The organism is Streptomyces sp. DT190 (genome assembly GCF_049846985.1).
In the GTDB taxonomy this organism is placed as follows: domain Bacteria; phylum Actinomycetota; class Actinomycetes; order Streptomycetales; family Streptomycetaceae; genus Streptomyces.
Genome location: NZ_JBNCNM010000010.1, coordinates 112,522 through 137,997 on the forward strand (window position 1 = coordinate 112,522; position 25,476 = coordinate 137,997).

Annotated in this window: 28 protein-coding genes; 20 read left to right on the plus strand and 8 right to left on the minus strand. The window is 73.5% G+C overall.

Annotated elements, in window-relative coordinates:
• Window positions 1-31 precede the first annotated feature (31 nt).
• Entirely contained in the window at window positions 32-1,609 is a 1,578-nt protein-coding gene (locus ACPXCS_RS19415; protein ID WP_425945481.1) for an oxidoreductase, read from the minus strand.
• A 178-nt stretch (window positions 1,610-1,787) separates the two neighbouring features.
• Here ACPXCS_RS19415 and hisD point away from each other — a divergent pair, with 178 nt between their 5' ends.
• From hisD to hisF, 8 genes are read left to right on the plus strand one after another with little or no spacing between them, the layout of a single operon-like run.
• Window positions 1,788-3,113: a histidinol dehydrogenase gene (gene hisD, locus ACPXCS_RS19420; protein WP_425945482.1), complete on the plus strand. Its 1,326-nt coding sequence runs from the start codon at window positions 1,788-1,790 to the stop codon at window positions 3,111-3,113.
• A complete protein-coding gene (locus tag ACPXCS_RS19425; RefSeq protein ID WP_425945483.1) occupies window positions 3,110-4,231 on the plus strand; it encodes a histidinol-phosphate transaminase in 1,122 nt (373 codons plus the stop codon). The genes hisD and ACPXCS_RS19425 overlap by 4 nt, the downstream gene beginning before the upstream one ends.
• Entirely contained in the window at window positions 4,228-4,821 is a 594-nt protein-coding gene (gene hisB, locus ACPXCS_RS19430; RefSeq protein ID WP_030932889.1) for an imidazoleglycerol-phosphate dehydratase HisB, read from the plus strand. Before ACPXCS_RS19425 ends, hisB begins: the two co-directional genes overlap by 4 nt.
• The gene (locus tag ACPXCS_RS19435) at window positions 4,818-4,982 is read left to right on the plus strand and encodes a hypothetical protein (RefSeq protein ID WP_425945484.1); all 165 of its coding nucleotides are present in this window, start codon (window positions 4,818-4,820) and stop codon (window positions 4,980-4,982) included. The genes hisB and ACPXCS_RS19435 overlap by 4 nt, the downstream gene beginning before the upstream one ends.
• Entirely contained in the window at window positions 4,979-5,623 is a 645-nt protein-coding gene (hisH, locus tag ACPXCS_RS19440) for an imidazole glycerol phosphate synthase subunit HisH (RefSeq protein ID WP_425945485.1), read from the plus strand. The genes ACPXCS_RS19435 and hisH overlap by 4 nt, the downstream gene beginning before the upstream one ends.
• Window positions 5,620-6,345: a bifunctional 1-(5-phosphoribosyl)-5-((5-phosphoribosylamino)methylideneamino)imidazole-4-carboxamide isomerase/phosphoribosylanthranilate isomerase PriA gene (gene priA, locus ACPXCS_RS19445; RefSeq protein WP_425945486.1), complete on the plus strand. Its 726-nt coding sequence runs from the start codon at window positions 5,620-5,622 to the stop codon at window positions 6,343-6,345. Before hisH ends, priA begins: the two co-directional genes overlap by 4 nt.
• The gene (locus ACPXCS_RS19450; RefSeq protein WP_425945488.1) at window positions 6,342-6,737 is read left to right on the plus strand and encodes a RidA family protein; all 396 of its coding nucleotides are present in this window, start codon (window positions 6,342-6,344) and stop codon (window positions 6,735-6,737) included. The genes priA and ACPXCS_RS19450 overlap by 4 nt, the downstream gene beginning before the upstream one ends.
• A 45-nt stretch (window positions 6,738-6,782) precedes the next feature.
• Window positions 6,783-7,538, plus strand: coding sequence for an imidazole glycerol phosphate synthase subunit HisF (hisF, locus tag ACPXCS_RS19455; protein ID WP_425945489.1), 756 nt, complete (start codon window positions 6,783-6,785; stop codon window positions 7,536-7,538).
• A 70-nt stretch (window positions 7,539-7,608) separates the two neighbouring features.
• On the opposite strand, the gene ACPXCS_RS19460 is transcribed toward hisF, so the two are convergent.
• Entirely contained in the window at window positions 7,609-8,244 is a 636-nt protein-coding gene (locus ACPXCS_RS19460; protein ID WP_425945490.1) for a TIGR03085 family metal-binding protein, read from the minus strand.
• A gap of 74 nt (window positions 8,245-8,318) precedes the next feature.
• Between ACPXCS_RS19460 and hisI the strand changes: the two genes are divergently transcribed.
• The 11 genes from hisI to lgt all read left to right on the plus strand — a co-directional run bounded on the left by hisI (window position 8,319) and on the right by lgt (window position 17,063).
• Complete coding sequence (gene hisI / locus ACPXCS_RS19465; RefSeq protein ID WP_425945765.1) at window positions 8,319-8,714, plus strand: phosphoribosyl-AMP cyclohydrolase; 396 nt, start codon at window positions 8,319-8,321, stop codon at window positions 8,712-8,714.
• A gap of 11 nt (window positions 8,715-8,725) precedes the next feature.
• On the plus strand, window positions 8,726-10,207 hold the full coding sequence (locus ACPXCS_RS19470) for an anthranilate synthase component I (protein WP_425945491.1): 1,482 nt from the start codon (window positions 8,726-8,728) through the stop codon (window positions 10,205-10,207).
• A 41-nt stretch (window positions 10,208-10,248) separates the two neighbouring features.
• Window positions 10,249-10,890 carry a TIGR02234 family membrane protein gene (locus ACPXCS_RS19475; RefSeq protein ID WP_425945492.1) on the plus strand — a complete coding sequence of 214 codons (642 nt, stop codon included), beginning with the start codon at window positions 10,249-10,251 and terminating at the stop codon, window positions 10,888-10,890.
• A gap of 110 nt (window positions 10,891-11,000) precedes the next feature.
• Entirely contained in the window at window positions 11,001-11,252 is a 252-nt protein-coding gene (locus ACPXCS_RS19480) for an HGxxPAAW family protein (protein WP_425945493.1), read from the plus strand.
• 89 nt (window positions 11,253-11,341) lie between these two features.
• Window positions 11,342-11,776 carry a DUF2752 domain-containing protein gene (locus ACPXCS_RS19485; protein WP_425945494.1) on the plus strand — a complete coding sequence of 145 codons (435 nt, stop codon included), beginning with the start codon at window positions 11,342-11,344 and terminating at the stop codon, window positions 11,774-11,776.
• A gap of 139 nt (window positions 11,777-11,915) precedes the next feature.
• Entirely contained in the window at window positions 11,916-12,725 is an 810-nt protein-coding gene (gene trpC, locus ACPXCS_RS19490) for an indole-3-glycerol phosphate synthase TrpC (RefSeq protein ID WP_425945495.1), read from the plus strand.
• A 34-nt stretch (window positions 12,726-12,759) separates the two neighbouring features.
• Window positions 12,760-12,948: a tryptophan biosynthesis modulator TrpM gene (trpM, locus tag ACPXCS_RS19495; RefSeq protein ID WP_425945766.1), complete on the plus strand. Its 189-nt coding sequence runs from the start codon at window positions 12,760-12,762 to the stop codon at window positions 12,946-12,948.
• Window positions 12,949-13,027: 79 nt separating this feature from the next.
• Window positions 13,028-14,311: a tryptophan synthase subunit beta gene (gene trpB / locus ACPXCS_RS19500; protein WP_425945496.1), complete on the plus strand. Its 1,284-nt coding sequence runs from the start codon at window positions 13,028-13,030 to the stop codon at window positions 14,309-14,311.
• Window positions 14,308-15,126, plus strand: coding sequence for a tryptophan synthase subunit alpha (gene trpA / locus ACPXCS_RS19505; protein ID WP_425945497.1), 819 nt, complete (start codon window positions 14,308-14,310; stop codon window positions 15,124-15,126). Before trpB ends, trpA begins: the two co-directional genes overlap by 4 nt.
• 86 nt (window positions 15,127-15,212) lie before the next feature.
• Entirely contained in the window at window positions 15,213-15,989 is a 777-nt protein-coding gene (locus tag ACPXCS_RS19510) for a DsbA family protein (protein ID WP_425945498.1), read from the plus strand.
• Window positions 15,990-16,073: 84 nt separating this feature from the next.
• Window positions 16,074-17,063, plus strand: a complete 990-nt coding sequence (gene lgt, locus ACPXCS_RS19515) for a prolipoprotein diacylglyceryl transferase (protein WP_425945499.1) — start codon at window positions 16,074-16,076, stop codon at window positions 17,061-17,063.
• A gap of 59 nt (window positions 17,064-17,122) precedes the next feature.
• Here the strand turns inward: lgt and ACPXCS_RS19520 are convergent, their stop codons facing one another.
• The 6 genes from ACPXCS_RS19520 to ACPXCS_RS19545 form a co-directional block, all read right to left on the minus strand.
• Complete coding sequence (locus ACPXCS_RS19520) at window positions 17,123-17,938, minus strand: HpcH/HpaI aldolase/citrate lyase family protein (protein ID WP_425945500.1); 816 nt, start codon at window positions 17,936-17,938, stop codon at window positions 17,123-17,125.
• Complete coding sequence (locus ACPXCS_RS19525) at window positions 17,935-19,134, minus strand: CaiB/BaiF CoA transferase family protein (protein ID WP_425945501.1); 1,200 nt, start codon at window positions 19,132-19,134, stop codon at window positions 17,935-17,937. Before ACPXCS_RS19525 ends, ACPXCS_RS19520 begins: the two co-directional genes overlap by 4 nt.
• Entirely contained in the window at window positions 19,131-20,504 is a 1,374-nt protein-coding gene (locus ACPXCS_RS19530) for an ADP-ribosylglycohydrolase family protein (protein ID WP_425945502.1), read from the minus strand. The genes ACPXCS_RS19525 and ACPXCS_RS19530 overlap by 4 nt, the downstream gene beginning before the upstream one ends.
• Window positions 20,492-21,661 carry an ADP-ribosylglycohydrolase family protein gene (locus ACPXCS_RS19535; RefSeq protein ID WP_425945503.1) on the minus strand — a complete coding sequence of 390 codons (1,170 nt, stop codon included), beginning with the start codon at window positions 21,659-21,661 and terminating at the stop codon, window positions 20,492-20,494. Before ACPXCS_RS19535 ends, ACPXCS_RS19530 begins: the two co-directional genes overlap by 13 nt.
• Window positions 21,662-21,668: 7 nt before the next feature.
• Window positions 21,669-22,922 (minus strand): ADP-ribosylglycohydrolase family protein, encoded by a 1,254-nt coding sequence (locus ACPXCS_RS19540; protein ID WP_425945767.1) that lies wholly within the window; start codon window positions 22,920-22,922, stop codon window positions 21,669-21,671.
• 314 nt (window positions 22,923-23,236) lie between these two features.
• Window positions 23,237-24,301: an ADP-ribosylglycohydrolase family protein gene (locus tag ACPXCS_RS19545; RefSeq protein WP_425945504.1), complete on the minus strand. Its 1,065-nt coding sequence runs from the start codon at window positions 24,299-24,301 to the stop codon at window positions 23,237-23,239.
• A 214-nt stretch (window positions 24,302-24,515) separates the two neighbouring features.
• Between ACPXCS_RS19545 and ACPXCS_RS19550 the strand changes: the two genes are divergently transcribed.
• A complete protein-coding gene (locus ACPXCS_RS19550) occupies window positions 24,516-25,247 on the plus strand; it encodes a VIT1/CCC1 transporter family protein (RefSeq protein ID WP_425945505.1) in 732 nt (243 codons plus the stop codon).
• Window positions 25,248-25,476 lie beyond the last annotated feature (229 nt).

The following is a 25,476-nucleotide window of genomic DNA, read 5'->3' on the forward strand; positions in this document are numbered from 1 at the left end:
CAGTTCAGTCACGGGGGTCACATCCGCACCATCAGTTACGCCGCAACAGCCGGGTCGCTCCCGCCGCCACCGTCGTCGCCAGGACCCAGCCCAGCAGGATCATCGCCGCCGCCAGCCACTGCCAGCCCCCGCGCAGCTGCCAGAAGCCCACCTGGCCCAGGTCGATGACCGGCAGCAGCAGATCGAGGGAGAACAGGACGGGGTCCCACTCCGGGTGCTCGCCGCGCTTCATCGGCGGATGGCCCGCCTGGGCGAAGGCGAACGAGCCCGCCGCCCACAGCACCGCCATCCACACCGCGGCCCGCCCCGGCCGGTACCCGTAGGCGACCGTCCAGTCCTGCGCGTAGCCCCACAGCTTGGCGGCCGGCGGCAGGCTCTCGCGGTGCCGGCGCTGCTTGGCGAGCAGCACCTCGCGGGCGTCCTCGTCCTCCCCGCCGGCCCGCAGCACGGCGGCGAGCCGCTCGTACGGCTCCGGGTTGTACTCGGCGGTCGCCGCCGCCACCCAGTCCAGCCGCTCGGCCAGCGGGAACGGCCCGCGCGGCACCAGGTTCTCGTAGGCGAAGCCGCCCATGTGCAGCCGCCCCGGGCCGGGCCAGGCGTCCGCCCGGTCCATCAGGTTGACGATCCTCGCCCCGGACAGCACCACCCGGCCGCGCGCCGGCCGCTCCCCGAGGAACCGCAGCTCCGGGGTCTGCACCCGGCGCAGCGACAGCTCCTGGCCGTCGGTGAGAGTGAAGCGCGCCTGCTCGAAGTCGACGGCGTCGCCGAACCGCCCGTCGTCCAGCCGGATCCCGCCCTCGCACGCGAACCGCTGGATGCGCGTGCCCTGGGCCGGGGTCATCCCGCTCATCGCCTGCGCGCCGACGCCCGCCGGGGTCAGGTACAGGCTGCGCTCGACGGTCAGCTGCGGGGCGTTCAGCGCGAGCCGCGCGTACGGGTTGGCCAGACGGGCGCCGCGCAGGCTCAGCGACACGCCGATGGTGGCGGCGCGCAGGCTCAGCTCGCCGTGCGACTCCAGCAGCTCGGCCTGTAAGTCCTGGCCGACGGTGAGGCCGTCCGCGGCGACCGACCGGCCGCTGCGGTCCCGGTGCACGATCGCCTGGTTGAGCATCAGGTCCGTGCCGATCTGCGCGTCGGTCAGCCGGATGCCGCGGTGGAAGCGGCAGCGCGGCAGGTGCAGGTCGCCCTCGGTCTGCACCCGGGCCGCCTCCAGCCGGGGCACCGAGCAGTCCACCAGCCGCATGGTCGTGAAGCGGGCCTCCGGCAGCAGCACGTCCTGCTCGAAGCGGCAGCGGCGCATCTCGACGTACGGCGTCACCGTGCCGCCGGCGAGGTCGAGGGAGCCGCTGATGTGCACGCCGGCGAGCTTCAGCGACGACACGCGGCCGGCCAGCGCGGGCGGGCCGTCCAGGAGCAGCCAGCACACGATCCGGGCCCGCACGGTCCGGTCCTCGCCCCAGGGATGGCCGCCGTGCGGATCGTCCACCACGGTGTCGCCGCTGCTCAGGTCGTAGACGCTGCCGTTGCGGAACGCCTGCCACATACCGGCCTCGGCCGCGGTCAGGTCGTCGGGCAGCTCTCCGGCACGCAGGCCGGCCCCCTCGGTCACAGTGCTTCCCTTCCTCCCCGGGTACTCGCCGGTTGGGTCCTTCGTACAACTGTTCATGCCCGCTGCGTGACGCTCCGAAAGCAGGGAGTGAAGGAGATCTTCCGGGGCCCGCGACACTCTGTATCAGCCATTGATACGCGCGAACGGTGCCTCACCCGGGTCTGAGAGAATTGAGCACGTGATCTCCCGAATCGATCTGCGCGGCGACGCCCTCGTCGAGGGCCCCGCCCTGCGCGACCTGCTGCCCCGAGCCGACTTCGACGTACAGGCCGCCCTGGAGAAGGTGCGTCCGATCTGCGAGGACGTGCATCATCGGGGCGACGCGGCGCTGATCGACGCCGCCGAGCGGTTCGACGGGGTCAGGCTCGACCAGGTGCGGGTCCCGGCCGCCGCCCTCACGCGCGCGCTGGAGGAGCTCGACCCGGCCGTGCGCGCGGCCCTGGAGGAGTCCATCCGCCGCGCCCGCACCGTCCACCGCGCGCAGCGCCGCAGCACCCACACCACCCAGGTCGTGCCCGGCGGCACCGTGACCGAGAAGTGGGTTCCGGTCGAGCGCGTCGGGCTGTACGCGCCCGGCGGCCGGTCGGTGTACCCGTCCTCCGTGATCATGAACGTGGTGCCCGCGCAGGAGGCCGGCGTCGAGTCCATCGCGCTCGCCTCGCCCGCCCAGGCCGATTTCGGGGGCCTGCCGCACCCGACCATCCTCGCCGCCTGCGCCCTGCTCGGCGTCGACGAGGTGTACGCGGCCGGCGGCGCCACGGCCGTCGCGATGTTCGCCTACGGCACCGAGTCCTGCGCGCCCGCGAACATGGTCACCGGCCCGGGCAACATCTGGGTCGCCGCCGCCAAGCGCTACTTCACCGGCAAGATCGGCATCGACGCCGAGGCCGGCCCGACCGAGATCGCGGTCCTCGCCGACGACACGGCCGACCCGGTGCACGTCGCCTCCGACCTGATCAGCCAGGCCGAGCACGACCCGCTGGCCGCCGCCGTCCTGGTCACCGACTCCGTCGCCCTCGCGGACGCCGTGGAGAAGGAACTGGAGCCGCAGATCGCGGCGACCAGGCACGTCGACGACCGGATCGTGCCCGCCCTCCAGGGCAGGCAGTCCGCGATCGTCCTGGTCGACGGCATCGACGAGGGCCTGCGGGTGGTCGACGCCTACGGCGCCGAGCACCTGGAGATCCAGACCGCAGACGCCGCCGCGGTGGCCGACCGGGTCAGGAACGCCGGGGCGATCTTCATCGGCCCCTGGGCGCCCGTGTCGCTCGGCGACTACGCGGCCGGGTCCAACCACGTCCTGCCCACCGGCGGCTGCGCCTGCCACTCCTCGGGCCTGTCGGTGCAGTCCTTCCTGCGCGGCATCCACATCGTGGACTACACGCGCGAGGCGCTGGCCGACGTCGCGCACCACGTGGTGACGCTGGCGGAGGCGGAGGATCTGCCGGCCCACGGCGCGGCGATCAAGGCGAGGTTCGACTGGAAGGTTCCGCAGGGCAAGTGAGCGACGTACGCATCGACGATCTCCCCGTGCGGGACGAACTGCGCGGCAAGTCCCCCTATGGCGCGCCCCAGCTGGACGTCCCCGTACGGCTGAACACCAACGAGAACCCCTACCCGCTGCCCGAGCCGCTGGTCGAGCGGATCGCGGAGCGGGTCCGTGACGTGGCCCGCGACCTCAACCGCTACCCGGACCGGGACGCGGTCGAGCTGCGCACCCGCCTGGCGGAGTACCTGACGGACACGTCCGGCCACGAAGTCGGCGTCGCCAACGTCTGGGCGGCCAACGGCTCCAACGAGGTCATCCAGCAGCTGCTGCAGACCTTCGGCGGGCCGGGCCGCACCGCCATCGGCTTCGAGCCGTCGTACTCGATGCACGCGCTCATCGCGCGCGGCACGGGCACCGGCTGGATCCCCGGTCCCCGGCGGGACGACTTCACGATCGACCCCGCCGCCGCCGAGAAGGCGATCGCCGAGCACAAGCCGGACGTCGTCTTCATCACCACCCCCAACAACCCCACGGGCAACGCGGTGCCGCGCGAGACGGTCCTCGCGCTGTACGAGGCCGCCCAGGCGGCGAAGCCGTCGATGGTGATCGTGGACGAGGCGTACGTCGAGTTCAGCCACGGCGACTCGCTGCTGCCGCTGCTCGACGGACGCCCGCACCTCGTCATCTCCCGCACGATGTCGAAGGCGTTCGGCGCGGCCGGCCTGCGCCTCGGTTACCTCGCCGCCCACCCGGCGGTCGTGGACGCCGTCCAGCTGGTGCGGCTGCCGTACCACCTGTCGGCCGTCACCCAGGCCACCGCCCTGGCCGCCCTGGAGCACACCGGCACGCTGCTCGGCTACGTCGAGCAGCTCAAGTCCGAGCGCGACCGCCTGGTCGCCGAGCTGCGCGCGACCGGCTACGAGGTCGTCGAGTCCGACGCCAACTTCGTGCAGTTCGGACGCTTCGACGGCGAGGGCGGCGCGCACGCGGCCTGGCGGAAGATCCTCGACCGGGGTGTCCTGGTCCGGGACAACGGCATTCCGGGCTGGCTGCGGGTGTCCGCCGGAACCCCCGAAGAGAACGACGCGTTCCTCGACGCGGTCCGTGAACTGAAGAAGGAGCAGAGCACATGAGCCGCGTGGGACGCGTGGAGCGAGTCACCAAGGAGACCTCGGTGCTCGTCGAGATCGACCTCGACGGGTCCGGAAAGGTCGACGTGTCGACAGGCGTCGGCTTCTACGACCACATGCTCGACCAGCTCGGCCGGCACGGTCTGTTCGACCTCACCGTGAAGACCGAGGGCGATCTGCACATCGACTCGCACCACACCATCGAGGACACCGCGCTCGCCCTGGGCGCCGCCTTCAAGCAGGCCCTCGGCGACAAGGTCGGCATCTACCGCTTCGGCAACTGCACGGTCCCGCTGGACGAGTCCCTCGCCCAGGTCACCGTCGACCTGTCGGGGCGTCCGTACCTGGTGCACACCGAGCCCGAGAACATGGCGCCGATGATCGGCGAGTACGACACCACCATGACCCGGCACATCCTGGAGTCCTTCGTGGCCCAGGCGCAGATCGCGCTGCACGTGCACGTGCCCTACGGGCGCAACGCGCACCACATCGTGGAGTGCCAGTTCAAGGCGCTCGCCCGGGCCCTGCGCTACGCCTCCGAGCGCGACCCGCGCGCGGCCGGCATCCTCCCCTCCACGAAGGGCGCCCTGTGAACGGCATCTCGACCCTGCTGATCGTCGTGGGCCTGTTCCTCGTCGGCGGCATCTACTCCTTCGTCAAGCAGAAGATGCCCAAGGGCCTGATCGTCCTGCTGTCGATCGGCGCCGCGATGTGCCTGGTGGCCGGCGTCATGAGGCTGGAGGTGTGGAATTGAGCGCCCCCCGCAAGAACGTGGTCGTCTTCGACTACGGCTTCGGCAACGTCCGTTCCGCCGAGCGTGCCCTCGCCCGCGCCGGAGCCGACGTCGAGATCACGCGTGACTACGACAAGGCCCTGAACGCCGACGGCCTGCTCGTGCCGGGCGTCGGTGCCTTCGCGTCCTGCATGACGGGCCTGCGCGAGGCGCGCGGCGACTGGATCGTGGACCGCCGGCTGTCCGGCGGCCGCCCGGTCATGGGCATCTGCGTCGGCATGCAGATCCTCTTCGCGCGCGGCATCGAGCACGGCGTGGAGAGCGAGGGCCTCGACGAGTGGCCCGGCTCGGTCGAGCCGCTGCAGGCCGAGGTCGTGCCCCACATGGGCTGGAACACCGTGGACGCGGCCCCCGGTTCGCGGCTCTTCGCCGGCCTCGACGCCGACGCGCGCTTCTACTTCGTGCACTCCTACGCCGTCCACGACTGGTCGCTGGAGACGTACAACCCGGCCATCGAGGCCCCGAAGGTCACCTGGTCCACGCACGGCAAGCCGTTCGTCGCGGCCGTCGAGAACGGCGCCCTGTGGGCCACGCAGTTCCACCCCGAGAAGTCCGGCGACGCCGGAGCCCAGCTCCTCACCAACTGGATCGGAACCCTGTGAGCAAGCTCGAACTCCTCCCCGCCGTCGACGTCCGCGACGGCCAGGCGGTGCGTCTGGTGCACGGCGAGTCCGGCACGGAGACCTCCTACGGCTCCCCGCTGGAGGCCGCCCTCGCCTGGCAGCGCTCCGGCGCCGAGTGGCTGCACCTGGTCGACCTGGACGCCGCCTTCGGCACCGGCGACAACCGCGAGCTGATCGCCGAGGTCGCCAAGGCGATGGACATCAAGGTCGAGCTGTCCGGCGGCATCCGCGACGACGACACCCTCGCCGCCGCCCTCGCCACCGGCTGCACGCGCGTCAACCTCGGCACGGCCGCGCTGGAGACCCCCGAGTGGGTCGCCAAGGTCATCGCCGAGCACGGCGACAAGATCGCGGTCGGCCTGGACGTCCGGGGCACCACCCTGCGCGGCCGCGGCTGGACCCGCGACGGCGGCGACCTCTACGAGACGCTGGAGCGCCTGAACCAGGAGGGCTGCGCCCGCTACGTCGTCACCGACATCGCCAAGGACGGCACGCTCCAGGGCCCCAACCTGGAGCTGCTGAGGAACGTCTGCGCGGCGACCGACCGCCCGGTCGTGGCCAGCGGCGGCGTCTCCTCGCTCGCCGACCTCCGCGCGATCGCCGAGCTGGTCCCGCTCGGTGTCGAGGGCGCGATCGTAGGGAAGGCGCTGTACGCGAAGGCGTTCACCCTGGAAGAGGCCTTGGAGGCTGTGTCGTCATGAGCGGTGCCGTACGGCGTGTGCAGAGCGGAAGTCCCTGGGAAGAGTCCTTCGGTTTTGCACGCGCCGTGGCGGCGGGCGACCGCGTGCTCGTCGCGGGCACGACCGCCTTCAAGGGCGATGTGCTCTACGGCGAGGGCGACCCGTACGAACAGGCCAAAGTGGCCTTCACCACCGCCCTGGAGGCGATCGCCGAGTTCGGGCTCGGCGTCGAGTCGGTGATCCGCACCCGGGTCTATCTGGCACACGCCCGGGACGTCGACGCGGTGGGCCGGGCCCACCAGGAGATGTTCGACGCCGTACGCCCGGTCACGACCCTGCTGGTCGTGCAGGGCTTCATCGACTCCCGGGTCCTGGTGTCGGTGGAAGTGGAAGCATTCCGAGGGACACCCTGAGCATTCCGGGGGACCCCCTCGCGGAACACTAGAGAGGCACGATTCATGACCCTGGCGGTCCGAGTCATCCCCTGCCTGGACGTGGACAACGGCCGGGTCGTCAAGGGCGTCAACTTCCAGAACCTGCGCGACGCGGGCGACCCCGTCGAGATGGCGAAGGTGTACGACGCCGAGGGCGCCGACGAGCTGACGTTCCTCGACATCACCGCATCCTCGGGCAACCGGGAGACGACCTACGACGTGGTGCGCCGCACGGCCGAGCAGGTGTTCATCCCGCTCACGGTCGGCGGCGGCGTGCGCACCGCCGGGGACGTCGACAAGCTACTGCGGGCCGGCGCGGACAAGGTCGGCGTCAACACCGCCGCCATCGCCCGCCCCGAGCTGATCCGCGAGATCGCCGAGCGCTTCGGCCGCCAGGTCCTGGTCCTGTCGGTGGACGCCCGCCGCACCGAGTCGGGCACCTTCGAGGTGACCACCCACGGCGGCCGCCGCGGCACCGGCATCGACGCCGTCGAGTGGGCCCACCGGGCCGCCGAACTGGGCGCCGGCGAAATCCTGCTCAACTCCATGGACGCCGACGGCACCAAGGACGGCTACGACCTGGAGATGATCCGGGCCGTCCGCACGCACGTCACCGTGCCCGTCATCGCCTCGGGCGGCGCGGGCCGGCTGACGGACTTCCCGCCGGCCGTCGAGGCGGGCGCGGACGCGGTCCTGGCCGCGTCGGTGTTCCACTTCGGCGACCTGCGCATCGGCCAGGTCAAGCAGACCCTGCGGGAGGCGGGCCACCCGGTGCGCTGACGCCACCGGGTGCGGTGACGCCCCCGCCCCACAGCCCCGGACGCCCTGCGCGTCCGGGGCTGCCGCTCGCTCAGATGCCGAGCTGCTTGGTCTCGTGCAGCTTCGCGATCGCGTTCTCGTCGCCGTCCAGGTCGACCTTGGCCGCACTCTGCCGGCCGTAGCAGAACAGCACCAGCTCGGACGGCTCGCCGGTCACCGTCACGACCGGGGTGCCGCGGTGGGCGACCGCCGTCTGGCCGTCGGGGCGGCGCAGGACCAGGCCCGTCGGCACGCCGCGGCCCATCAGGCGGGCCGTGCGCTCCAGGCGGGACCACAGGGCGTCCTGGAAGACCGGGTCGAGCTCGCGCGGGGACCAGTCGGGCTGGGCGCGGCGGACGTCCTCGGTGTGCACGTAGAACTCGACGATGTTCGACGCCTCGTCGACCGGCTTGAGCGAGAAGGGAGAGAAGCGCGGCGGGCCGGTACGGATCAGCTGGATCAGCTCCTCGTACGGCTTGTCCGTGTACTCCGCCATCACCCGGTCCAGGCGCGGCGCGAGCTGCTTGATCAGTATCCCGCCGGCCGCGTCCGGGCGGCGCTCGCGGACCACGACGTGTGCGGCGAGGTCCCGGGTGGCCCAGCCCTCGCACAGGGTGGGCGCGTCCGGGCCCGCGGTCTCCAACAGGTCGGCGAGGAGAAGTCGTTCACGCTTGGCATGGGTCGACATGCGGCCAGCCTACGGCGGCCCGCCGGGTCCGCACAGTGGACACTCCACCTGCCCCGCCGGCGGCGCGCGGCACAATGGTGGGCATGACCAGCGAGCCCAGCCGCCTCGACCCGGAGATCGCCGCCCGCCTCAAGCGCAGCGCCGACGGCCTCCTGCCCGCCATCGCCCAGCAGTACGACACCGGTGAGGTGCTCATGCTCGGCTGGATGGACGACGAGGCGCTGCATCGCACCCTCACCACCGGCCGGTGCACGTACTGGTCCCGCAGCCGCCGGGAGTACTGGGTCAAGGGCGACACCTCCGGCCACGTCCAGTGGGTGAAGTCCGTGGCGCTGGACTGCGACGCCGACACCGTGCTCGTCAAGGTCGACCAGGTCGGCGCCGCCTGCCACACCGGCGCCCGCACCTGCTTCGACAAGGACGTGCTGATCGAGGACGGCGGTTCCGCCGGCCCCGCGGCGGATCAGTAAGGTCAGCCGCCATGGACCTCGAGACGTTCCGCAAGCTCGCCACCGACCGGCGGGTCATCCCGGTCACCCGCAAGCTCCTCGCCGACGGCGACACCCCGGTCGCGCTCTACCGCAAACTCGCCGCCGAGCGCCCCGGCACCTTCCTGCTGGAGTCCGCCGAGAACGGCCGCTCCTGGTCCCGCTACTCCTTCGTGGGCGTCCGCTCGGCGGCCACCCTGACCGAGCGCGACGGGCAGGCCCACTGGCTCGGCGCCCCGCCCGTCGGCGTCCCCACGGACGGCGACCCGCTCGCCGCGCTGCGCGCCACCATCGAGGCCCTGCACACGCCCCACCAGGAGGGCCTGCCGCCCTTCACCGGCGGCATGGTCGGCTACCTCGGCTACGACATCGTCCGCCGCCTGGAGAAGATCGGCCCCGGCGAGCGCGACGACCTGCGGCTGCCCGAGCTGACCATGCTCCTCACCAGCGACCTCGCCGTCATGGACCACTGGGAGGGCTCGGTCCTGCTGATCGCCAACGCGATCAACCACAACGACCTGGAGACCGGTGTCGACGAGGCCTACGCCGACGCCGTGGCCCGCCTCGACGCGATGCAGGCCGACCTGACCCGCCCGGTCGCCCAGCCCCCGGCCGTGCTCCCGCCCTCCGAACTGCCCGAGTACACCGCGCTGTGGGGCGGGACGGAGTTCCAGGAGGCCGTGGAGGACATCAAGGAGCGCATCCGGGCCGGCGAGGCCTTCCAGGTGGTGCCCTCCCAGCGCTTCGAGACGCCGTGCGCGGCGAGCGCGCTGGACGTCTACCGGGTGCTGCGGACGACCAACCCGTCGCCGTACATGTACCTGTTCCGCTTCGACGGCTTCGACGTCGTCGGCTCCTCCCCGGAGGCCCTGGTCAAGGTCGAGGACGGCCGGGCCATGGTCCACCCCATCGCCGGCACCCGCTGGCGCGGCGCCACCCCGCAGGAGGACCAGGCCCTCGCCGACGAACTCCTCGCCGACCCGAAGGAACGCGCCGAGCACCTCATGCTCGTCGACCTCGGCCGCAACGACCTGGGGCGGGTCTGCGAACCCGGCTCGGTCGAGGTGGTCGACTTCATGTCCATCGAGCGGTACTCGCACGTGATGCACATCGTCTCGACGGTGACCGGCCGCGTGGCCCCGGGGCGCACGGCCTTCGACGTGCTCACCGCCTGCTTCCCGGCCGGCACCCTCTCCGGCGCCCCCAAGCCGCGCGCCATGCAGATCATCGACGAACTCGAACCGTCCCGGCGCGGCCTGTACGGCGGCTGCGTCGGCTACCTGGACTTCGCCGGCGACTCCGACACCGCCATCGCCATCCGCACCGCCCTGTTGCGCGACGGAACGGCGTACGTGCAGGCCGGAGCGGGGGTCGTCGCCGACTCCGACCCGGTCGCCGAGGACACCGAGTGCCGCAACAAGGCGGCCGCCGTCCTGCGGGCCGTGCACACGGCGAACCGGCTGGGAAAGGCCTGAGATGACCCCCGGGTGACGGTTCGCCCGGGGTTCAGGCGATAGTGGGACACGTGACTGCCGTACCTCACCCCCGTTCCGAAGCCGCCGGGCCCGCCCGGGCCGGCCGCCTGAGCCTCGCCGCCGCGCTGCTGTGCGGCGCGCTCGGCGCTGCCGTGGCGCTCCTCGCCACCCGGCAGCAGTGGGCGGAGGGCACCGCGACGGTGGCCGGCGGCGCCTTCCCGCTGACCGCCAACGGCAGCGACGTCACGGGCGTCCCCGCGGCGCTCGCCATAGTGGGCCTGGCCGCGCTCGTGGCCGTCTTCGCCGTCCGCCGCGCCGGCCGGGTCGTCGTGGCCGGGCTGCTGGCGCTGTCCGGCGCGGGCACCGTCGCGGCCGCCCTGCTGGGCGCCTCCGACAGCTCCGCGCTCGACGAGAAGGCCGCCCGGGCCTCCGGCGACGCCTCCGCCTCGGTGGCCGCCCTGACCCACACCGCCTGGCCGTACGTCGCGGCCGCCGGCGGTGTCCTGCTCCTGCTGGCCGGACTGCTCGCCCTGCGCTACGGCCGGCTGTGGCCCGCCATGTCCGGCCGCTACGAGCGCGGCGGCGCGCCCCAGCCGCGCCGCAGGGCCCCCGCGGCGGACCCCGACCGGCCCGAGGAGCTGTGGAAGGCCCTCGACCGGGGCGAGGACCCGACCGGGGCCTGAGCCGCGCGGGTGAGTTCGGGGAGCACCCCCGGTCACCGACCGCGGGCGCGTGCGGGACAATGGCCCCGAGCGTCCTGCTCAGACACGCACACAGCAACGAGGAGCAAGCAATGGCGGGCAGCAGCCACGGTCACACCCCGGCCGCCTGGACCGGTGTCATCATCGCCTTCATCGGTTTCTGCGTCGCGGGCGCCTTCATGGTGATGGACCAGCCGGCGGGCTTCTGGGCCGGCATGGTGGTCGTGCTGCTCGGCGGTGTCGTCGGCGGCATCATGCGGATGATGGGCATGGGTCAGCCCAAGGACCTGCACGCCCCGCACCAGATGACGGGCGACCGCGAGCCGGCGCGCGCCGAGGGCTGATCTTCGCGGAAGGCGCCTTCGGACGGAAGGCGTGAGGGGCGGCCGGCACCGGGGTGCCGGGACCGCCCCTCACGCGCGAGCGGGGCACAATGCACACCGTGAACGCCGACAGCCGACGGGTGACGCCCGGTCTGCCGGGACGCCTGGCCGTCCCCGCCGGGCTCCTCGCGGGCGCCGTCGCCGCCTTCGCCTACGTGGGCGCGGTGGACCCGAACGAACCCGGCCACTACCCCGCCTGCCCGCTGCTGCGCCTCACCGGCCTGTACTGCCCCGGCTGCGGCGGACTGCGCAGCGCCCACGCGTTCGTCCACGGCGACCTGCCGGCCGCCCTGCAGGCCAACGCGCTCGCCGTGCTCGGCTATCTGGCCTGCGCGGTGCTGTGGACCGTATGGGTGGTCCACGCCGTTCGCGGGCGCCCGCTGCGGATCGATCCGCGCCCCGGGCTGGTGTGGGGCCTGGGCGCTCTGCTGCTGGTCTTCTCGGTTGTCCGGAACCTGCCCATCGGTGACTGGCTCCATCCTTGATCACCCGGCGGATGTCCAGGTACTGGGACCGGCGTCAACCGGATGCGAGGCCTACGCCCCGCTGCGGATACCATCGCAGTGACCATCGCTTTCCGACTGGTCGCTGGAACTGTCAAGAGTCTGGAAGGGGGCCGCTCGCGTGAGTGTGCTCGACGAGATCATCGACGGAGTCCGTGCCGACCTCGCGGAGCGGCAGGCGCGCGTGAGCCTCGACGAGCTCAAGGAGCGCGCGGCGAAGGCTCCCGCGGCCAAGGACGGCGCGGCGGCCCTGCGCGGCGACGGCGTCAAGGTCATCTGCGAGGTCAAGCGCTCCAGCCCCTCCAAGGGCGCGCTGGCCGCCATCGCCGACCCGGCCGGACTCGCCGCCGACTACGAGGCGGGCGGCGCGGCCGTCATCTCCGTCCTCACGGAGCAGCGGCGCTTCGGCGGCTCGCTGGCCGACCTGGAGGCGGTGCGCGCCCGGGTGGACATCCCGGTCCTGCGCAAGGACTTCATCGTCACCTCGTACCAGCTGTGGGAGGCCCGCGCCTACGGCGCCGACGTCGCCCTGCTGATCGTGGCCGCCCTCGACCAGTCCGCCCTGGAGTCCCTCATCGAGCGGGCCGAGTCCATCGGGCTCACGCCGCTGGTCGAGGTGCACGACGAGGACGAGGTGGAGCGCGCGGTCGACGCCGGCGCCCGCGTGATCGGCGTCAACGCCCGCAACCTCAAGACCCTCGAGGTGGACCGCAACACCTTCGAGCGGGTGGCGCCGGAGATCCCCGACCACATCATCAAGGTCGCCGAGTCGGGCGTCCGCGGCCCGCACGACCTCATCGCCTACGCCAACGCCGGCGCGGACGCGGTCCTGGTCGGCGAGTCCCTCGTCACCGGCAAGGACCCGAGGACCGCGGTCTCCGACCTGGTGGCGGCGGGCGAGCACCCCGCGCTCCGGCACGGCCGGAGCTGATCACCCGCTAGGCTTGGCCCCGATGACTCTCACCATGACGACCGTGGACCGGTACGCCCGCCTCGCGCGCGGCTGCCGCCCCCGCGGCTGCCGCGCGCCCGCCCGCCGGGTCCACGGCCGCCGTGTCCGGTACGTCATCGGTGACGAGCCGGGCCAGGTGAACGGCATGCGATGGCAGCGGCGCCCCGCAAGGGGCGCGGGGAACGGCGCGCCAAGCCACTGACGGCCCGCGGCCAACCGTCGATCCCCGCCCCCACGGCGACCAGTGCATCCCACACACGACTCACCGTGAAGGTATTCGCATGCCCAGCCAGTTCTTCATCCCCGACCCCGAGGGACAGACGCCGAACCCCGAAGGCTACTTCGGTGCCTTCGGCGGCAAGTTCATCCCCGAGGCCCTCGTCGCCGCCGTCGACGAGGTGGCCGTCGAGTACGACAAGGCCAAGCACGACCCGGAGTTCGCGAAGGAACTCGACGACCTCCTGGTCCATTACACCGGCCGCCCGTCGGCGCTCACGGAGGTGCCCCGGTTCGCCGAGCACGCCGGCGGTGCCCGGGTCTTCCTGAAGCGGGAAGACCTCAACCACACCGGCTCCCACAAGATCAACAACGTGCTCGGGCAGGCCCTGCTCACCAAGCGCATGGGCAAGACCCGGGTCATCGCCGAGACGGGCGCCGGCCAGCACGGCGTCGCGACCGCCACCGCCTGCGCCCTGTTCGGTCTCGACTGCACCATCTACATGGGCGAGATCGACACGCAGCGCCAGGCCCTCAACGTCGCCCGCATGCGCATGCTCGGCGCCGAGGTCATCGCGGTGAAGTCCGGCAGCCGCACCCTGAAGGACGCCATCAACGAGGCGTTCCGCGACTGGGTCGCCAACGTCGACCACACGCACTACCTCTTCGGCACCGTCGCCGGACCCCACCCCTTCCCGGCCATGGTCCGCGACTTCCACCGCGTCATCGGCGTCGAGGCCCGCCGCCAGCTCCTGGAGCGCGCCGGCCGGCTGCCCGACGCCGCGATCGCCTGCGTCGGCGGCGGCTCCAACGCCATCGGCCTCTTCCACGCCTTCATCCCCGACGAGGGCGTCCGCCTCATCGGCTGCGAGCCCGCCGGGCACGGTGTCGAGACCGGCGAGCACGCCGCGACCCTGACCGCCGGCGAGCCCGGCATCCTGCACGGCTCCCGCTCCTACGTCCTGCAGGACGAGGAGGGCCAGATCACCGAGCCGTACTCCATCTCGGCCGGCCTGGACTACCCGGGCATCGGCCCGGAGCACTCCTACCTCAAGGACTCCGGCCGCGGCGAGTACCGCGCGGTGACCGACGACGCCGCGATGCAGGCCCTGCGCCTGCTGTCCCGCACCGAGGGCATCATCCCGGCCATCGAGAGCGCCCACGCGCTGGCCGGCGCCCTGGAGGTCGGCAGGGAGCTCGGCCCGGACGGGCTGATCGTGGTCAACCTGTCCGGCCGCGGCGACAAGGACATGGACACCGCCGCCCGCTACTTCGGCCTGTACGACACCGACGCCGCGGTCGCCGAGGACGCCTCCGGCACCGCCGAGATCGAGGGGGACGCCAAGTGAGCGGCAACCTGCAGCTGTTGGGCGACACCCTCGCCGCCGCCAGGTCCGAGGGACGCGCGGCCCTCATCGCCTACCTCCCGGCCGGCTTCCCGACCGTGGACGGCGGCATCGAGGCGATCAAGGCCGTCATCGACGGCGGCGCCGACGTGGTCGAGGTGGGGCTGCCGCACAGCGACCCCGTCCTCGACGGTCCCGTCATCCAGACCGCCGACGACATCGCCCTGCGCGGCGGCGTGAAGATCGCCGACGTGATGCGCACCGTCCGCGAGGCGCACGCCGCCACCGGCAAGCCCGTCCTCGTCATGACGTACTGGAACCCCATCGACCGCTACGGCGTGGAGCGGTTCACGGCCGAACTGGCCGAGGCGGGCGGCGCGGGCTGCATCCTGCCCGACCTGCCGGTGCAGGAGTCGGCGCTGTGGCGGGAGCACGCCGAGAAGCACGGCCTGGCCACCGTCTTCGTCGTCGCGCCCAGCAGCAGGGACGAGCGGCTCGCGCAGATCACCGCCGCGGGCAGCGGCTTCGTCTACGCCGCCTCCCTCATGGGCGTCACCGGCACCCGCGCCACGGTCAGCTCGCAGGCTCAGGACCTGGTGGAACGCACCCGGGCCACCGGCACCGACCTGCCGGTCTGCGTCGGGCTCGGCGTCTCCAACGCCACCCAGGCCGCCGAGGTCTCCGGCTTCGCCGACGGCGTGATCGTCGGCTCGGCCTTCGTCAAGGCGATGCTCGACGCCCCGGACGAGGCGGCCGGCGTCGAGGCCGTGCGCGCGCTCGCCGGTGACCTCGCCAAGGGCGTGCGCCGGCAGGCGTAGGGAAGCCGGAAGTCATACAGGTCCCTCGTACGGGTGGACCTGGGGCCGGGGAGGCGCGGTGCGCCTCCCCGGTTCGTTTCCGGGGTGTGAGCGAGAAGAACCGTGAGGGAAAGCGCACCGCCCGGGAGAAGCTGGCGGTCGAGCGTGAGAAGCACAAGTCCGCCGAGAAGCGCCGGCGCGCACTGCTCGTGGGCGGGGCCGTCGTCGCCGTCCTGGGCCTCGCGGCGGTGATCGGCGTCGTCGCGGCCAACGCCGGCAAGGACGACGGCGGCGAGGCCGCGGGCCCGGTGGTGGCCCCCTCGGGAGCGCAGGGCAAGGACGGCCTGGCGATCCCGGTCGGCAAGGACAGCGCCAAGTCCACGCTCACGGTGTGGGAGGACTTCCGCTGCCCGGCCTGCAAGTCCTTCGAGACGGCGTACCGGCCGGTGATCCACGAGCTGACCGAGGCCGGCCAGCTGAAGACCGAGTACCACCTGGTCACGCTCATCGACGGCAACATGCGCGGCAGCGGTTCCCGCAACGCCGCCAACGCCGCGGCCTGCGCCCAGGACGCCGGGAAGTTCCCCGCGTACCACGACGTGCTCTTCGACAACCAGCCCCCGGAGGTCGACGACGCCTTCGCGGACAACGCCCGGCTGATCGAGCTCGCCGGCAAGGTCGACGGCCTGGACACCCCGGCCTTCCGCGCCTGCGTCGAGGACGGCACGCACAACGCCTGGGTGGCCAAGTCCAACGAGGCCTTCGACAAGGGCGACTTCTCGGGGACGCCGACGGTGCTGTTCGACGGCAAGAACATCTACCAGGACCGGACGATGACCCCCGCGAAGCTGAAGCAGATGGTGCTGGCGGCGAACCAGGGGTGAGGGCGATCCGGCGCCCCCTGTTATGGACCCGTAGCCGGACCGCCTGCCCCGGGCCCGGTCCGGCACGGTAGCGTCGACCTTGCCATGGAACTTGCCTTCATTCCCAGCCCGTCGCGAGGGGTGCTGTACCTCGGCCCCGTTCCGCTGCGCGGCTACGCGTTCTGCATCATCATCGGCGTCTTCGTCGCGGTCTGGCTCGGCAACAGGCGCTGGATCGCCCGGGGCGGGCGGGCCGGCACGGTGGCCGACATCGCTGTCTGGGCCGTGCCCTTCGGCCTGGTCGGCGGCCGCCTCTACCACGTGATCACGGACTACGAGCTGTACTTCAGCGAGGGCCGTGACTGGGTGGACGCCTTCAAGATCTGGGAGGGCGGCCTCGGCATCTGGGGCGCGATCGCGCTCGGCGCCCTGGGCGCGTGGATCGGCTGCCGCCGCCGGGGCATCCCGATGCCCGCGTACGCCGACGCCGTCGCGCCGGGCATCGCCCTCGCGCAGGCGATCGGCCGGTGGGGCAACTGGTTCAACCAGGAGCTGTACGGCAAGCCCACCGATCTGCCGTGGGCCCTGGAGATCACGTCCTCCGCGGACGGGCGGGTCCCGGGCACCTACCACCCGACGTTCCTGTACGAGTCGCTGTGGTGCATCGGCGTCGCGGTCCTGGTCATCTGGGCCGACCGCCGCTTCCGCCTCGGACACGGCCGGGCCTTCGCGCTGTACGTCGCCGCGTACTGCGCGGGCCGGGCGTGGATCGAGTACATGCGGGTCGACGACGCCCACCACATCCTGGGCCTGCGGCTGAACGTCTGGACCGCGATCCTGGTGTTCCTGCTCGCGGTGACGTACTTCGTGCTGTCGGCGAAGAAGCGTCCCGGGCGGGAAGAGGTCGTGGAGCCGGGCTCCGCGGACTCCGCCGCCGGTGCCGCCGACGGCGACGAGAAGGCCGTCGACCTCGGCAAGGACGACACGGACGTCAAGGGCGACACGGACGTCAGGGACGGCGAGGCCGGCGAGGCCGCCGGCGGGACCGGGACGGACGCGGCCAGGGACGAGGCCGGCTCGGGGAAGAAGGCCTGACGACCCCTGCCGTACCGATGTCTTCGAGGGCGCCCGGGAAACCGGGCGCCCTCGGCATGTCAGCGACGGCGTGCCAGGGACAGGGTGCGCCGGGCCGCCGTCACCACCGCCGCGTCGACGAAACGGCCGTCGGGCAGGGCCTGGGCGCCTTGCTGCGTCGCCGCCGCCTTGAGGACCGCCTCCGCCTGTTCGATCTCCTCGGCGCTGGGCGCGTAGGCCTGCTCGATCACCGGGAGCTGGCGGGGGTGGATCGCCGCGCGGCCCAGGAAACCCAGGGCGCGGCCCCGGGCGCAGGAGGCGGCCAGCCCTTCCGGGTCGCCGACGTGCGGGTACACCGACTGCGCCGGCGGGGGCAGCCCCGCCGCCCGGGCGGCCACGATCACCCGGGAGCGCGACCAGTCGAGGCCGGAGTCGTCCCGGACGCCCAGGTCGGCCCGCAGGTCCGCCTCGCCGAGCGCGATGCCCCGCAGGTTCGGATGGGCCATGGCGATGGCGCAGGCCTGTTCCACGGCCAGGGCCGACTCCAGCAGGGCGTACAGCGCGGCCGGGGTGCGGTGGGCGATGTGCGCGATCCCGGCGGCGGAGGTCACCTTGGGCAGGCGCAGGCCGGACAGGCCCGGGGCCCGGGCGAGCGCGCCGAGGTCCTGCTCGGCCCAGGGGCTGTCCAGGGCGTTGACGCGGACGTGGACCGGGACGGGCGGCGGATCCCCGAGCAGCTCGGCGGTGGCGTCGCGGGCGTAGGCCTTGCGGTCGGGGGCGACCGCGTCCTCCAGGTCGACGACGACCACGTCGGCGCCGCAGGTGAGGGCCTTCGCCACCACGTGGGGACGGTCGCCCGGGGCGTAGAGCCAGGTGAGCGGCGGCGGAGCCGTCACAGGACGCCCTCCGTGCGCAGTTCCTTGATATCGGTCTCGGAGAGGCCGAGTTCGGTCAGGACCTCTTCGGTGTCGGCGCCGTGCGGGCGGCCGGCCCAGCGGATCGCGCCGGGCGTGGCGGACAGGCGGAAGAGGACGTTCTGCATGCGCAGCGGGCCCAGTTCCGGGTCGTCGACGGTGGTGATGGTGTTCAGGGCCTGGTATTGCGGGTCCGCCATCACGCCCCGGACGTCCTGGATCGGGGCCACCGCCGCCTCCGCCTTCTCGAAGGCCGCCAGGACGTCGTCGCGGGTGCGCCCGGCGATCCAGGAGCCCACGGCCTCGTCCAGCACGTCGGCGTGGCGGGCGCGGTCGGCGCCGGTGGCGAACCACGGTTCGTCGATCAGCTCGGGGCGCCCCACCAGGCGCATCACGCGTTCCGCGACCGACTGGGCCGAGGTGGACACCGCCACCCAGGTGCCGTCCGCGGTGCGGTAGACACCGCGCGGGGCGTTGTTGGGGGAGCGGTTGCCGGTGCGCGGCTGGACGTGGCCGAGCTGGTCGTACCAGAGGGGCTGGGGGCCGAGGACGGCGAGGATCGGCTCGATCAGGGCCATGTCGACGACCTGACCCTCGCCGGTCCGGTCCCGGGCGGCGAGCGCCGTCATCACCGCGTACGCGGTCGTCAGGCCCGCGATGGCGTCGGCCAGGCCGAACGGCGGCAGGGTCGGGGGCGCGTCCGGCTCGCCGGTGATCGCGGCGAAGCCGCTCATCGCCTCGGCGAGGGTGCCGAACCCCGGGCGGTGCGCGGAGGGGCCGAACTGGCCGAAGCCGGTGACCCGGGCCAGGACCAGCCGGGGGTTGGCGGCCGACAGTTCCGGCCAGCCCAGGTCCCACTTCTCCAGGGTGCCGGGGCGGAAGTTCTCGACGATCACGTCGGCGGTGGCGGCCAGGCGCAGCAGGGTGGCGCGGCCGCCGGGCCTGGACAGGTCGAGGGTGATGGTCCGCTTGTTGCGGCCGAGCATCTTCCACCACAGGCCGATGCCGTCCTTCGACGGGCCGTGGCCGCGGGAGGGGTCCGGTTTCCGCGGGTGCTCGACCTTGACGACCTCCGCGCCGAAGTCGCCGAGCAGGGTGGCGGCCATCGGGCCGGCGAAGAGGGTGGCGAGGTCGAGGACGCGCAGGCCGGTGAGGGGCGCGGTCGGGGTGGCGGTCATGAGCGGTGGGCCTCCCGGTGGGTGAGGTGGGCGAGGGTGTCGAAGCCGATGCCGTTGAAGTCGCCGACGGAGGTCGACAGGCGGTTCTTCAGCGGGGCCGTCCAGCGGTCGGGGAGCGCCGAAGGGCTCCCGGCCAGCAGGCCGGCGATGCCGCCCGCCGTGGCGCCGTTGGAGTCGGTGTCCCAACCGCCGCTCACCGCCCGGCAGATGGAGCCGGTGAAGTCGCCGTCGGCGTGGGTGAGGGCGGCGGCGATCAGCGCGGTGTTGGGGACGGCGTGCACCCAGTGGTGGGTGGCGGCGTAGGTGGCGTGGAGTGCGTCGACGACCGTGTCGAAGTCGGCGTGCTCGCGGGCCAGTTCCACGCCGTGGCGGACCGCTCGGGCCAGGCGGGAGCGCGGGGGGACCACCGTGAGGCCGGTGCGCAGGCAGGTGTGGACGTCGGCGGTGCCGGTCGCGGCCGTCGCGACGGCGGCGGCCGCGAACATCGCCGCGTAGACGCCGTTGGCGGTGTGGGTGAGGGTGGCGTCGCGGTGTACCTGTTCCGCTGCGGCGGCCGGGTCGCCGGGGTTGGTCCAGCCGTGGACGTCGGCGCGGATCAGGGCGCCGATCCATTCGCGGAACGGGTTGCGGTGGCGGGCGGTGTGCGGGGGCTCCAGGCCGCCGAGGAGGTTGCGGTAGGCGACGCGTTCGGCGGTGAAGACGCGGCCCGCGGGGAGTTCTTCGAGCCAGGTGCGGGCCACGTCGGTGGTGGTGAAGGCCTTGCCGTGGCGCTGGAGGAGGAGCAGGCCGAGGAGGGGGTGGTCGAGGTCGTCGTCCTCGGGCATGCCGTCGATGTTCTCGGCCAGGGACGTCGCCGCCGAGCGCCGGTTCCAGGGGTGTGCGGCGAGGAGTTCGTCCGGGACGCCGCGTGCGGTGAACCAGGTGGACAGGGGCCAGTTGCCGGTGGACCGGGCCAGGCGGCGGATGCCTTCGAGGGGGAGTTTCTCGACCGGCTTGCCCAGCAGACAGCCGGCGGCCCGGCCCAGCCAGGCGGCTTCGAGACGCTCCGCCGTGGCGGCCGGACGCGGGCCCCGGTGGTCCGCGTGCGGTGGCCAGTCGGCGCAGACGGCCTTGATCCGTTCCAGGTCGGTGGGCTCGTCGTCCGCCAACGCGCTCGGCAGATCGGCCAGTTCGTCCAGGAGGTCTTCCGCCAGCCGGCGCAGGTAGCGGGACGCGGGGGTGGAGGAGGCACCCGCGGCGGCCGGGGCCTGCGGGCCGCCCGCCGCGCGCCAGCGGGCCGCGATCGCCCTCGGCTCGCGGCCGTCCAGGGCGGCCTGGCGCAGTTCGTGGCCGAGCAGGTCCTCCGGCTGGACCCAGGTCAGTCGGAGCATTCCTGCCCTCCGAGGGACGCGAAAGCCCGTTCGTGGGCGCGGCGGCGGGCGACGTCCCGGGCGAAGATCTCCCGGGTCACCCCGGTGAGCGTGGCGGCCGGTTCCCAGAGGTCCAGCCGGCTGGCCTCGGCGACCGTCTTGGCCCAGTCCTCCGGGACGGGCGCGCCCAGGGCCCCGGCGACGGCGCCCGCCATCGTGGCGATGGAGTCGCAGTCCCGGCCGTAGTTCACGGCGCCCAGGACCGCGTGCCGGTAGTCGCCCCGGGCGACGAGCAACAGGCCCAGCGCGATGGGCAGTTCCTCGATCGAGTGGAGCCGGGAGGGGCGGCGGGCGCCCAGGGACGGGGCGCGGTAGTCGGGGCCCACGGTGTCGTAGGGGGTGACCGCCGCGCGCAGCGGGCCGAGGGCCGACTCGAACTCCGTGTGCCGGGAGGCCTCCTCGCAGACCCGCTCGATCGCCGTGCGCGTGCCGTCCTTCGCCAGCGCCAGGCACGCCGTGACGACCGAGTCCGGGGTCGCTCCGGGAGTGCAGGCCGCCGCCACCGCGGCGGCCAGGACACCCGCCGCCTCACGGCCGTACGACGACTGGTGCGCACCGGCGACGTCCAGGGCCTCGGCGTACGCCGCGCGCGGATCGGCCGCGTTGACCAGGCCGACGGGGGCCATGTACATCGCCGCACCGCAGTTGACGATGTTGCCGGTGCCCGCCTCGCGCGGATCGGCGTGGCCGTAGTGGAGCCGTGCGACCAGCCACTTCTCCGCGAGGAAGATCCGTTGCAGGGGAAGCGCCTCGGTCTCCAGTTCCGGGATCCAGCGGGGCTCGGTCATCAGGTCGGGGACCAGGTGGTCGGCGATCGCGTAGGCGTCGAGGTGGTCGCGGACCCGGGCGTAGACGCGGACCAGGGCGTGCGTCATCAAGGTGTCGTCGGTGACGTGCCCGTCGCCCTTGTGGTACGGGGCGAGGGGACGGGCCGTGCGCCAGTCGTCGCCGTGCCAGGGGCCGACGACGCCGTGGACGCGGCCGCCGTGGCGCTGGAGGATCTGCTCGGGTGAGTAGCCCTCGACGGGGCCGCCGAGCGCGTCGCCGACCGCGGCTCCGACCAGGGCTCCGGTGATCCGCTCGTCCAGGAGGGCGTTTTGGTGTGGTTTGTGCTGCATGGCCGCATCATCCACCCGGGCGGGCCGGTTGGACGGCTTCCAGGAGTTCGGCGAGTTCGACGAGGTCGGTGCCGGTGAGGCGGGGGAGGACGCAACCGGAGAGGGTGCGGCAGGTGTCCCGCCAGGAGTCCGGGATCGACGCGCCGCCGCCGAGGGCGCCGGTGAGGGCACCCACCAGAGCCGGGGCGGAGTCCGCGACGCGGGACAGGCAGGCCGCGGCCGGGACCGCCTCGGCGACGCGGCCCCGGGCCGCGGTGGCCAGGGCGAGGGTGACCGGGACGGTCTCGGCGGCGGCGATGCCGTAGCTGTAGACGTGGTCGACGATCTGGTGCTCCAGGGGCGGGACCAGGGCGAAGGCGCTGTCCGCCGCTGCGGCGAGCGTGAGGGCGTGCCGGGCGTTGCGGCCGATCTCCGTCTCCTCGGGGAGTTCGGCGAGGGCGGCCGTGACGCAGGCGTCGACGTGTGCGCCGGCCAGGGCGAGGGCGAGGGCCGCCGCCATGGCGCGGGCGCCGTGGACGCCGTCGCCGTCCTGGGTGTAGCGGGCGTCGAACTCGGCGAGGTCGGCGGCGCGCCGGGGGTCGCCGGGGTGCGCCACGGCCAGGACACAGGCGCGCACGCAGGCGGCGTCGTCGAAGTAGTGCGGGTTGTCGTGGCCGGTGGCGGGCGGGCGCAGGCCGGCGGCGAGGTTGCCGAGGCCGGCGCGCACGGAGATGCGGGCCCGCAGCGGGAGGACGGCGGACTCGATCTCGGGGGCGCGGTCGGCCGCGGCGGCGACCTCGCAGGCGATGGCGTTCCAGGTGAGGTCGATCGCGGCGCGGGTGCGGCGTTCCCGGCTGAGGTCGTTCAGGACGGTGTCGTCGCCCGCGCGCAGCAGGGCCTCCGCGGCGAATGCCGCCCATTCCGCGTCGTCGGAGGGGCCGAGGCGGAGGGGTTCCGGGGGCTGGTTGAGGGCGATGGGGACGGGGAGGGTGGTCGTCGCGTTGTGCTCGGCGAAGGTGTCGAGCTCGCGGGTGAGGCGGCGGGTCCAGTCGGGCATGCGGGCGGCCCGGTGGCGGGCGGCGGGCCAGCCGGCCGCGTCGCCGGCGGCCAGTCCGAGCAGGAGGCCTTCGGCCTTCCTGTCTCCCACCCGCGCACCGCCCGTGACGGTCGGACGAAAGGCCCTGCTCTCCCGCGGGGCGGTTTCGCCGTCGGCGGCCGCGGGGGGTGGGGGTGTGGGCGGGGCGGTGAGGGCGGTCTCGGTGTCGGTGGGCGCGGGGGGCAGCCGGGTGGGCGGGGTGGTGGGGGTCAGCTCGCCGGCGGGGGTTGTGGGGGGTGCCGGTGTGGGTGGGGTGGTGAGGGGGAGGTCGTCGGTGGTGGCCTCGGCGGGGGCGGGCGGGGTGGTGGGGGTCAGCTCGCCGGCGGGGGTTGTGGGGGGTGCCGGTGTGGGTGGGGTGGCGAGGAGGAGGTCGTCGGTGGTGGCCTCGGCGGGGGTGGGCGGCGTGGTGAGGGGGAGGTCGTCGGTGGTGGCCTCGCGGAGTGCGGGCGGGGTCGCGCTGCCGGGGGCCGTCGATGCGCGGGGCGTCGGTCCGTGGGTCGTCATGCGGGGGCCTCCGTCCCGTCGCCCGCCGCCAGGACGAAGTCCGCCGGCTCCGGGACCGCCTCGGGCACCGCCGGGACCAGCAGGTCCGCCACGTCCAGGACGTGATGGCCCGCCATGGCCGGGAGGCAGGAGCCCCGGGCCGGGGTGATGGCCGCCGCCCAGGCCGCCGGGATCGCCGACACCCCCCGGGTCGCCCCCGCCAGCGCGCCCGCCACCGCCGCCGTGGTGTCCGCGTCGCGGCCCATGTTCACCGCGGTCAGGACGGACTGCTCGAAGTCCCCGTCGGCCGCCGCGTACGCGCCGAACGCGAGGGCGACCGCCTCGGGGGCCAGATCGGTCCACGGGTAGCCGCCGATGACGACCGCGGAGCGCACCGCGCGTTCGCCGCGGTGCGCGACCGCCACCGCGCGGCGCAGGCTGCGGGCCGTCCAGGAGTCGTCGGGCACGACCGCCAGGGCCGCGGCCACCACCGCGATCGGCGGGGCGCCGGCCATGGCCGCGGCGACGCCCGCCGCCACCGCCTGGCCGCCGTGGATGCCCTCGCCGTCGTGGCTCACCGAGCCGTCGATCGCGACCAGCCGGGCCGCCTCCGTCGGCCTGCCCGCCGCGAACACCCCGAAGGGGGCCGCGCGCATGGCCAGGCCGTCGCTCCAGGCGTGCCGGTGCTGGGCGGAGATGGGCGCGGCCAGGCCGCGGCGCAGGTTCTCCAGCGTGCCGCGTTCGCTGAAACCGGCACCCCGGAAGGGGCCCTCGTCGCGGTCGGCGATCAGTTCGTGCCAGGCCGTCTCGACGTGCGCCGGGGTGAGCGCGGAGCCGTGCCGGGCCAGCAGGAGGGCCGAGAAGAGCGCGTACTCGGTGTCGTCCGTGCCCGACGGCTGCTCGGCCACGTATCCCGTGATGCGGCCCCACCGCGCGCGGATCTCGGACGGCTTCATGTTCTCGGCGGGCGCCCCGAGGGCGTCGCCGACGGCCAGGCCCAGCAGTGCGCCCCTGGCCCGTGCGCGGAGTTCGGCGGCGTCCCCGGGCGCCGGGACGGAGGGGATGCAGGCGATCGATGCCATACGGCATGTGTCCCACTGCGACGACTCCGGCGAGCCTCACGCGCCTCAGCATCACCCGGTCGACATCTGCGCGAGGCGATGATCAAGTGAGCGGAAAGCGGTAAAACCGCAGGTTAGCGCAGCCTTTCCTTGCTGGCGGGGGTGGAATCGGAGGCGTAGTTTTGGTGTTGTAAAACTCTGGAACTTGTCCAAAGTAGGGGAGCGGGGTTCTTCCATGGCCATCATCGAGACCGAGGCGGCGCTGCACGAGGCGCACCGGGACAACCACACGCACCGGGACGTCAACGGCGGCTGGCTGCGTCCCGCGGTGTTCGGTGCGATGGACGGCCTCGTCTCCAACCTGGCCCTGATGACCGGTGTCGCGGGCGGTGCGGTCGGTCAGCAGACCGTCGTCCTGAGCGGACTGGCGGGCCTGGCCGCCGGTGCCTTCTCCATGGCCGCCGGCGAGTACACCTCCGTGGCCTCGCAGCGCGAGCTCGTCGAGGCCGAGCTGGACGTGGAGCGGCGCGAGCTGCGCAAGCACCCCAAGGACGAGGAGGCCGAGCTGGCCGCCCTCTATCAGGCGCGGGGGGTCGAGCCGCGGCTGGCCCGCGAGGTGGCCCGGCAGCTGTCGAAGGATCCCCAGCAGGCGCTGGAGATCCACGCCCGGGAGGAGCTGGGCATCGACCCCGGTGACCTGCCCTCGCCCACCGTGGCCGCGGTGTCGAGCTTCGGCTCCTTCGCGCTCGGCGCGCTCGTGCCGGTGCTGCCGTACCTGCTGGGTGCGAGCACCATGTGGCCGGCGGTGCTGCTGGCGCTGCTGGGGCTCTTCCTGTGCGGCGCGGTGGTGGCCAAGGTGACGGCGCGCAGCTGGTGGTACAGCGGTCTGCGCCAGCTGGTCCTGGGAGGCGCGGCGGCCGGTGTGACGTACGCCCTGGGCACGCTGTTCGGAACGGCCGTAGGATAGCGCGGCTCGGACTTATGCGCGGGGCCGCATAAGTAACCGTTACTCGCTGGTTTCGAACGCGCAACCACCGGGCATGAGCCGTAAGCGCTGCGGGCAATGAGGCCCGCCGCGCGCCCCCAGCGGGCGGGCGAAGACGCCTGCCCGCCGTCGGGCCCGGCGGACATCGATCTCACCCGATCGTTCCGTAGCGGCCCCCCATAGCTTCCGCCGTCGGCGCGGTACCCCCGCC

Bases quoted from the DNA above. Each gene is read 5' to 3' on its own strand.
- hisB (WP_030932889.1), top strand. From the start codon at position 4,228: ATGAGCCGCGTGGGACGCGTGGAGCGAGTCACCAAGGAGACCTCGGTG.
- ACPXCS_RS19450 (WP_425945488.1), top strand. From the start codon at position 6,342: ATGAGCGGTGCCGTACGGCGTGTGCAGAGCGGAAGTCCCTGGGAAGAG.
- hisF (WP_425945489.1), top strand. From the start codon at position 6,783: ATGACCCTGGCGGTCCGAGTCATCCCCTGCCTGGACGTGGACAACGGC.
- ACPXCS_RS19460 (WP_425945490.1), bottom strand. From the start codon at position 8,244: ATGTCGACCCATGCCAAGCGTGAACGACTTCTCCTCGCCGACCTGTTG.
- hisI (WP_425945765.1), top strand. From the start codon at position 8,319: ATGGTGGGCATGACCAGCGAGCCCAGCCGCCTCGACCCGGAGATCGCC.
- ACPXCS_RS19470 (WP_425945491.1), top strand. From the start codon at position 8,726: ATGGACCTCGAGACGTTCCGCAAGCTCGCCACCGACCGGCGGGTCATC.
- ACPXCS_RS19480 (WP_425945493.1), top strand. From the start codon at position 11,001: ATGGCGGGCAGCAGCCACGGTCACACCCCGGCCGCCTGGACCGGTGTC.
- ACPXCS_RS19485 (WP_425945494.1), top strand. From the start codon at position 11,342: ATGCACACCGTGAACGCCGACAGCCGACGGGTGACGCCCGGTCTGCCG.
- trpM (WP_425945766.1), top strand. From the start codon at position 12,760: ATGACGACCGTGGACCGGTACGCCCGCCTCGCGCGCGGCTGCCGCCCC.
- trpB (WP_425945496.1), top strand. From the start codon at position 13,028: ATGCCCAGCCAGTTCTTCATCCCCGACCCCGAGGGACAGACGCCGAAC.
- lgt (WP_425945499.1), top strand. From the start codon at position 16,074: ATGGAACTTGCCTTCATTCCCAGCCCGTCGCGAGGGGTGCTGTACCTC.
- ACPXCS_RS19525 (WP_425945501.1), bottom strand. From the start codon at position 19,134: ATGACCGCCACCCCGACCGCGCCCCTCACCGGCCTGCGCGTCCTCGAC.
- ACPXCS_RS19530 (WP_425945502.1), bottom strand. From the start codon at position 20,504: ATGCTCCGACTGACCTGGGTCCAGCCGGAGGACCTGCTCGGCCACGAA.
- ACPXCS_RS19535 (WP_425945503.1), bottom strand. From the start codon at position 21,661: ATGCAGCACAAACCACACCAAAACGCCCTCCTGGACGAGCGGATCACC.
- ACPXCS_RS19545 (WP_425945504.1), bottom strand. From the start codon at position 24,301: ATGGCATCGATCGCCTGCATCCCCTCCGTCCCGGCGCCCGGGGACGCC.
- ACPXCS_RS19550 (WP_425945505.1), top strand. From the start codon at position 24,516: ATGGCCATCATCGAGACCGAGGCGGCGCTGCACGAGGCGCACCGGGAC.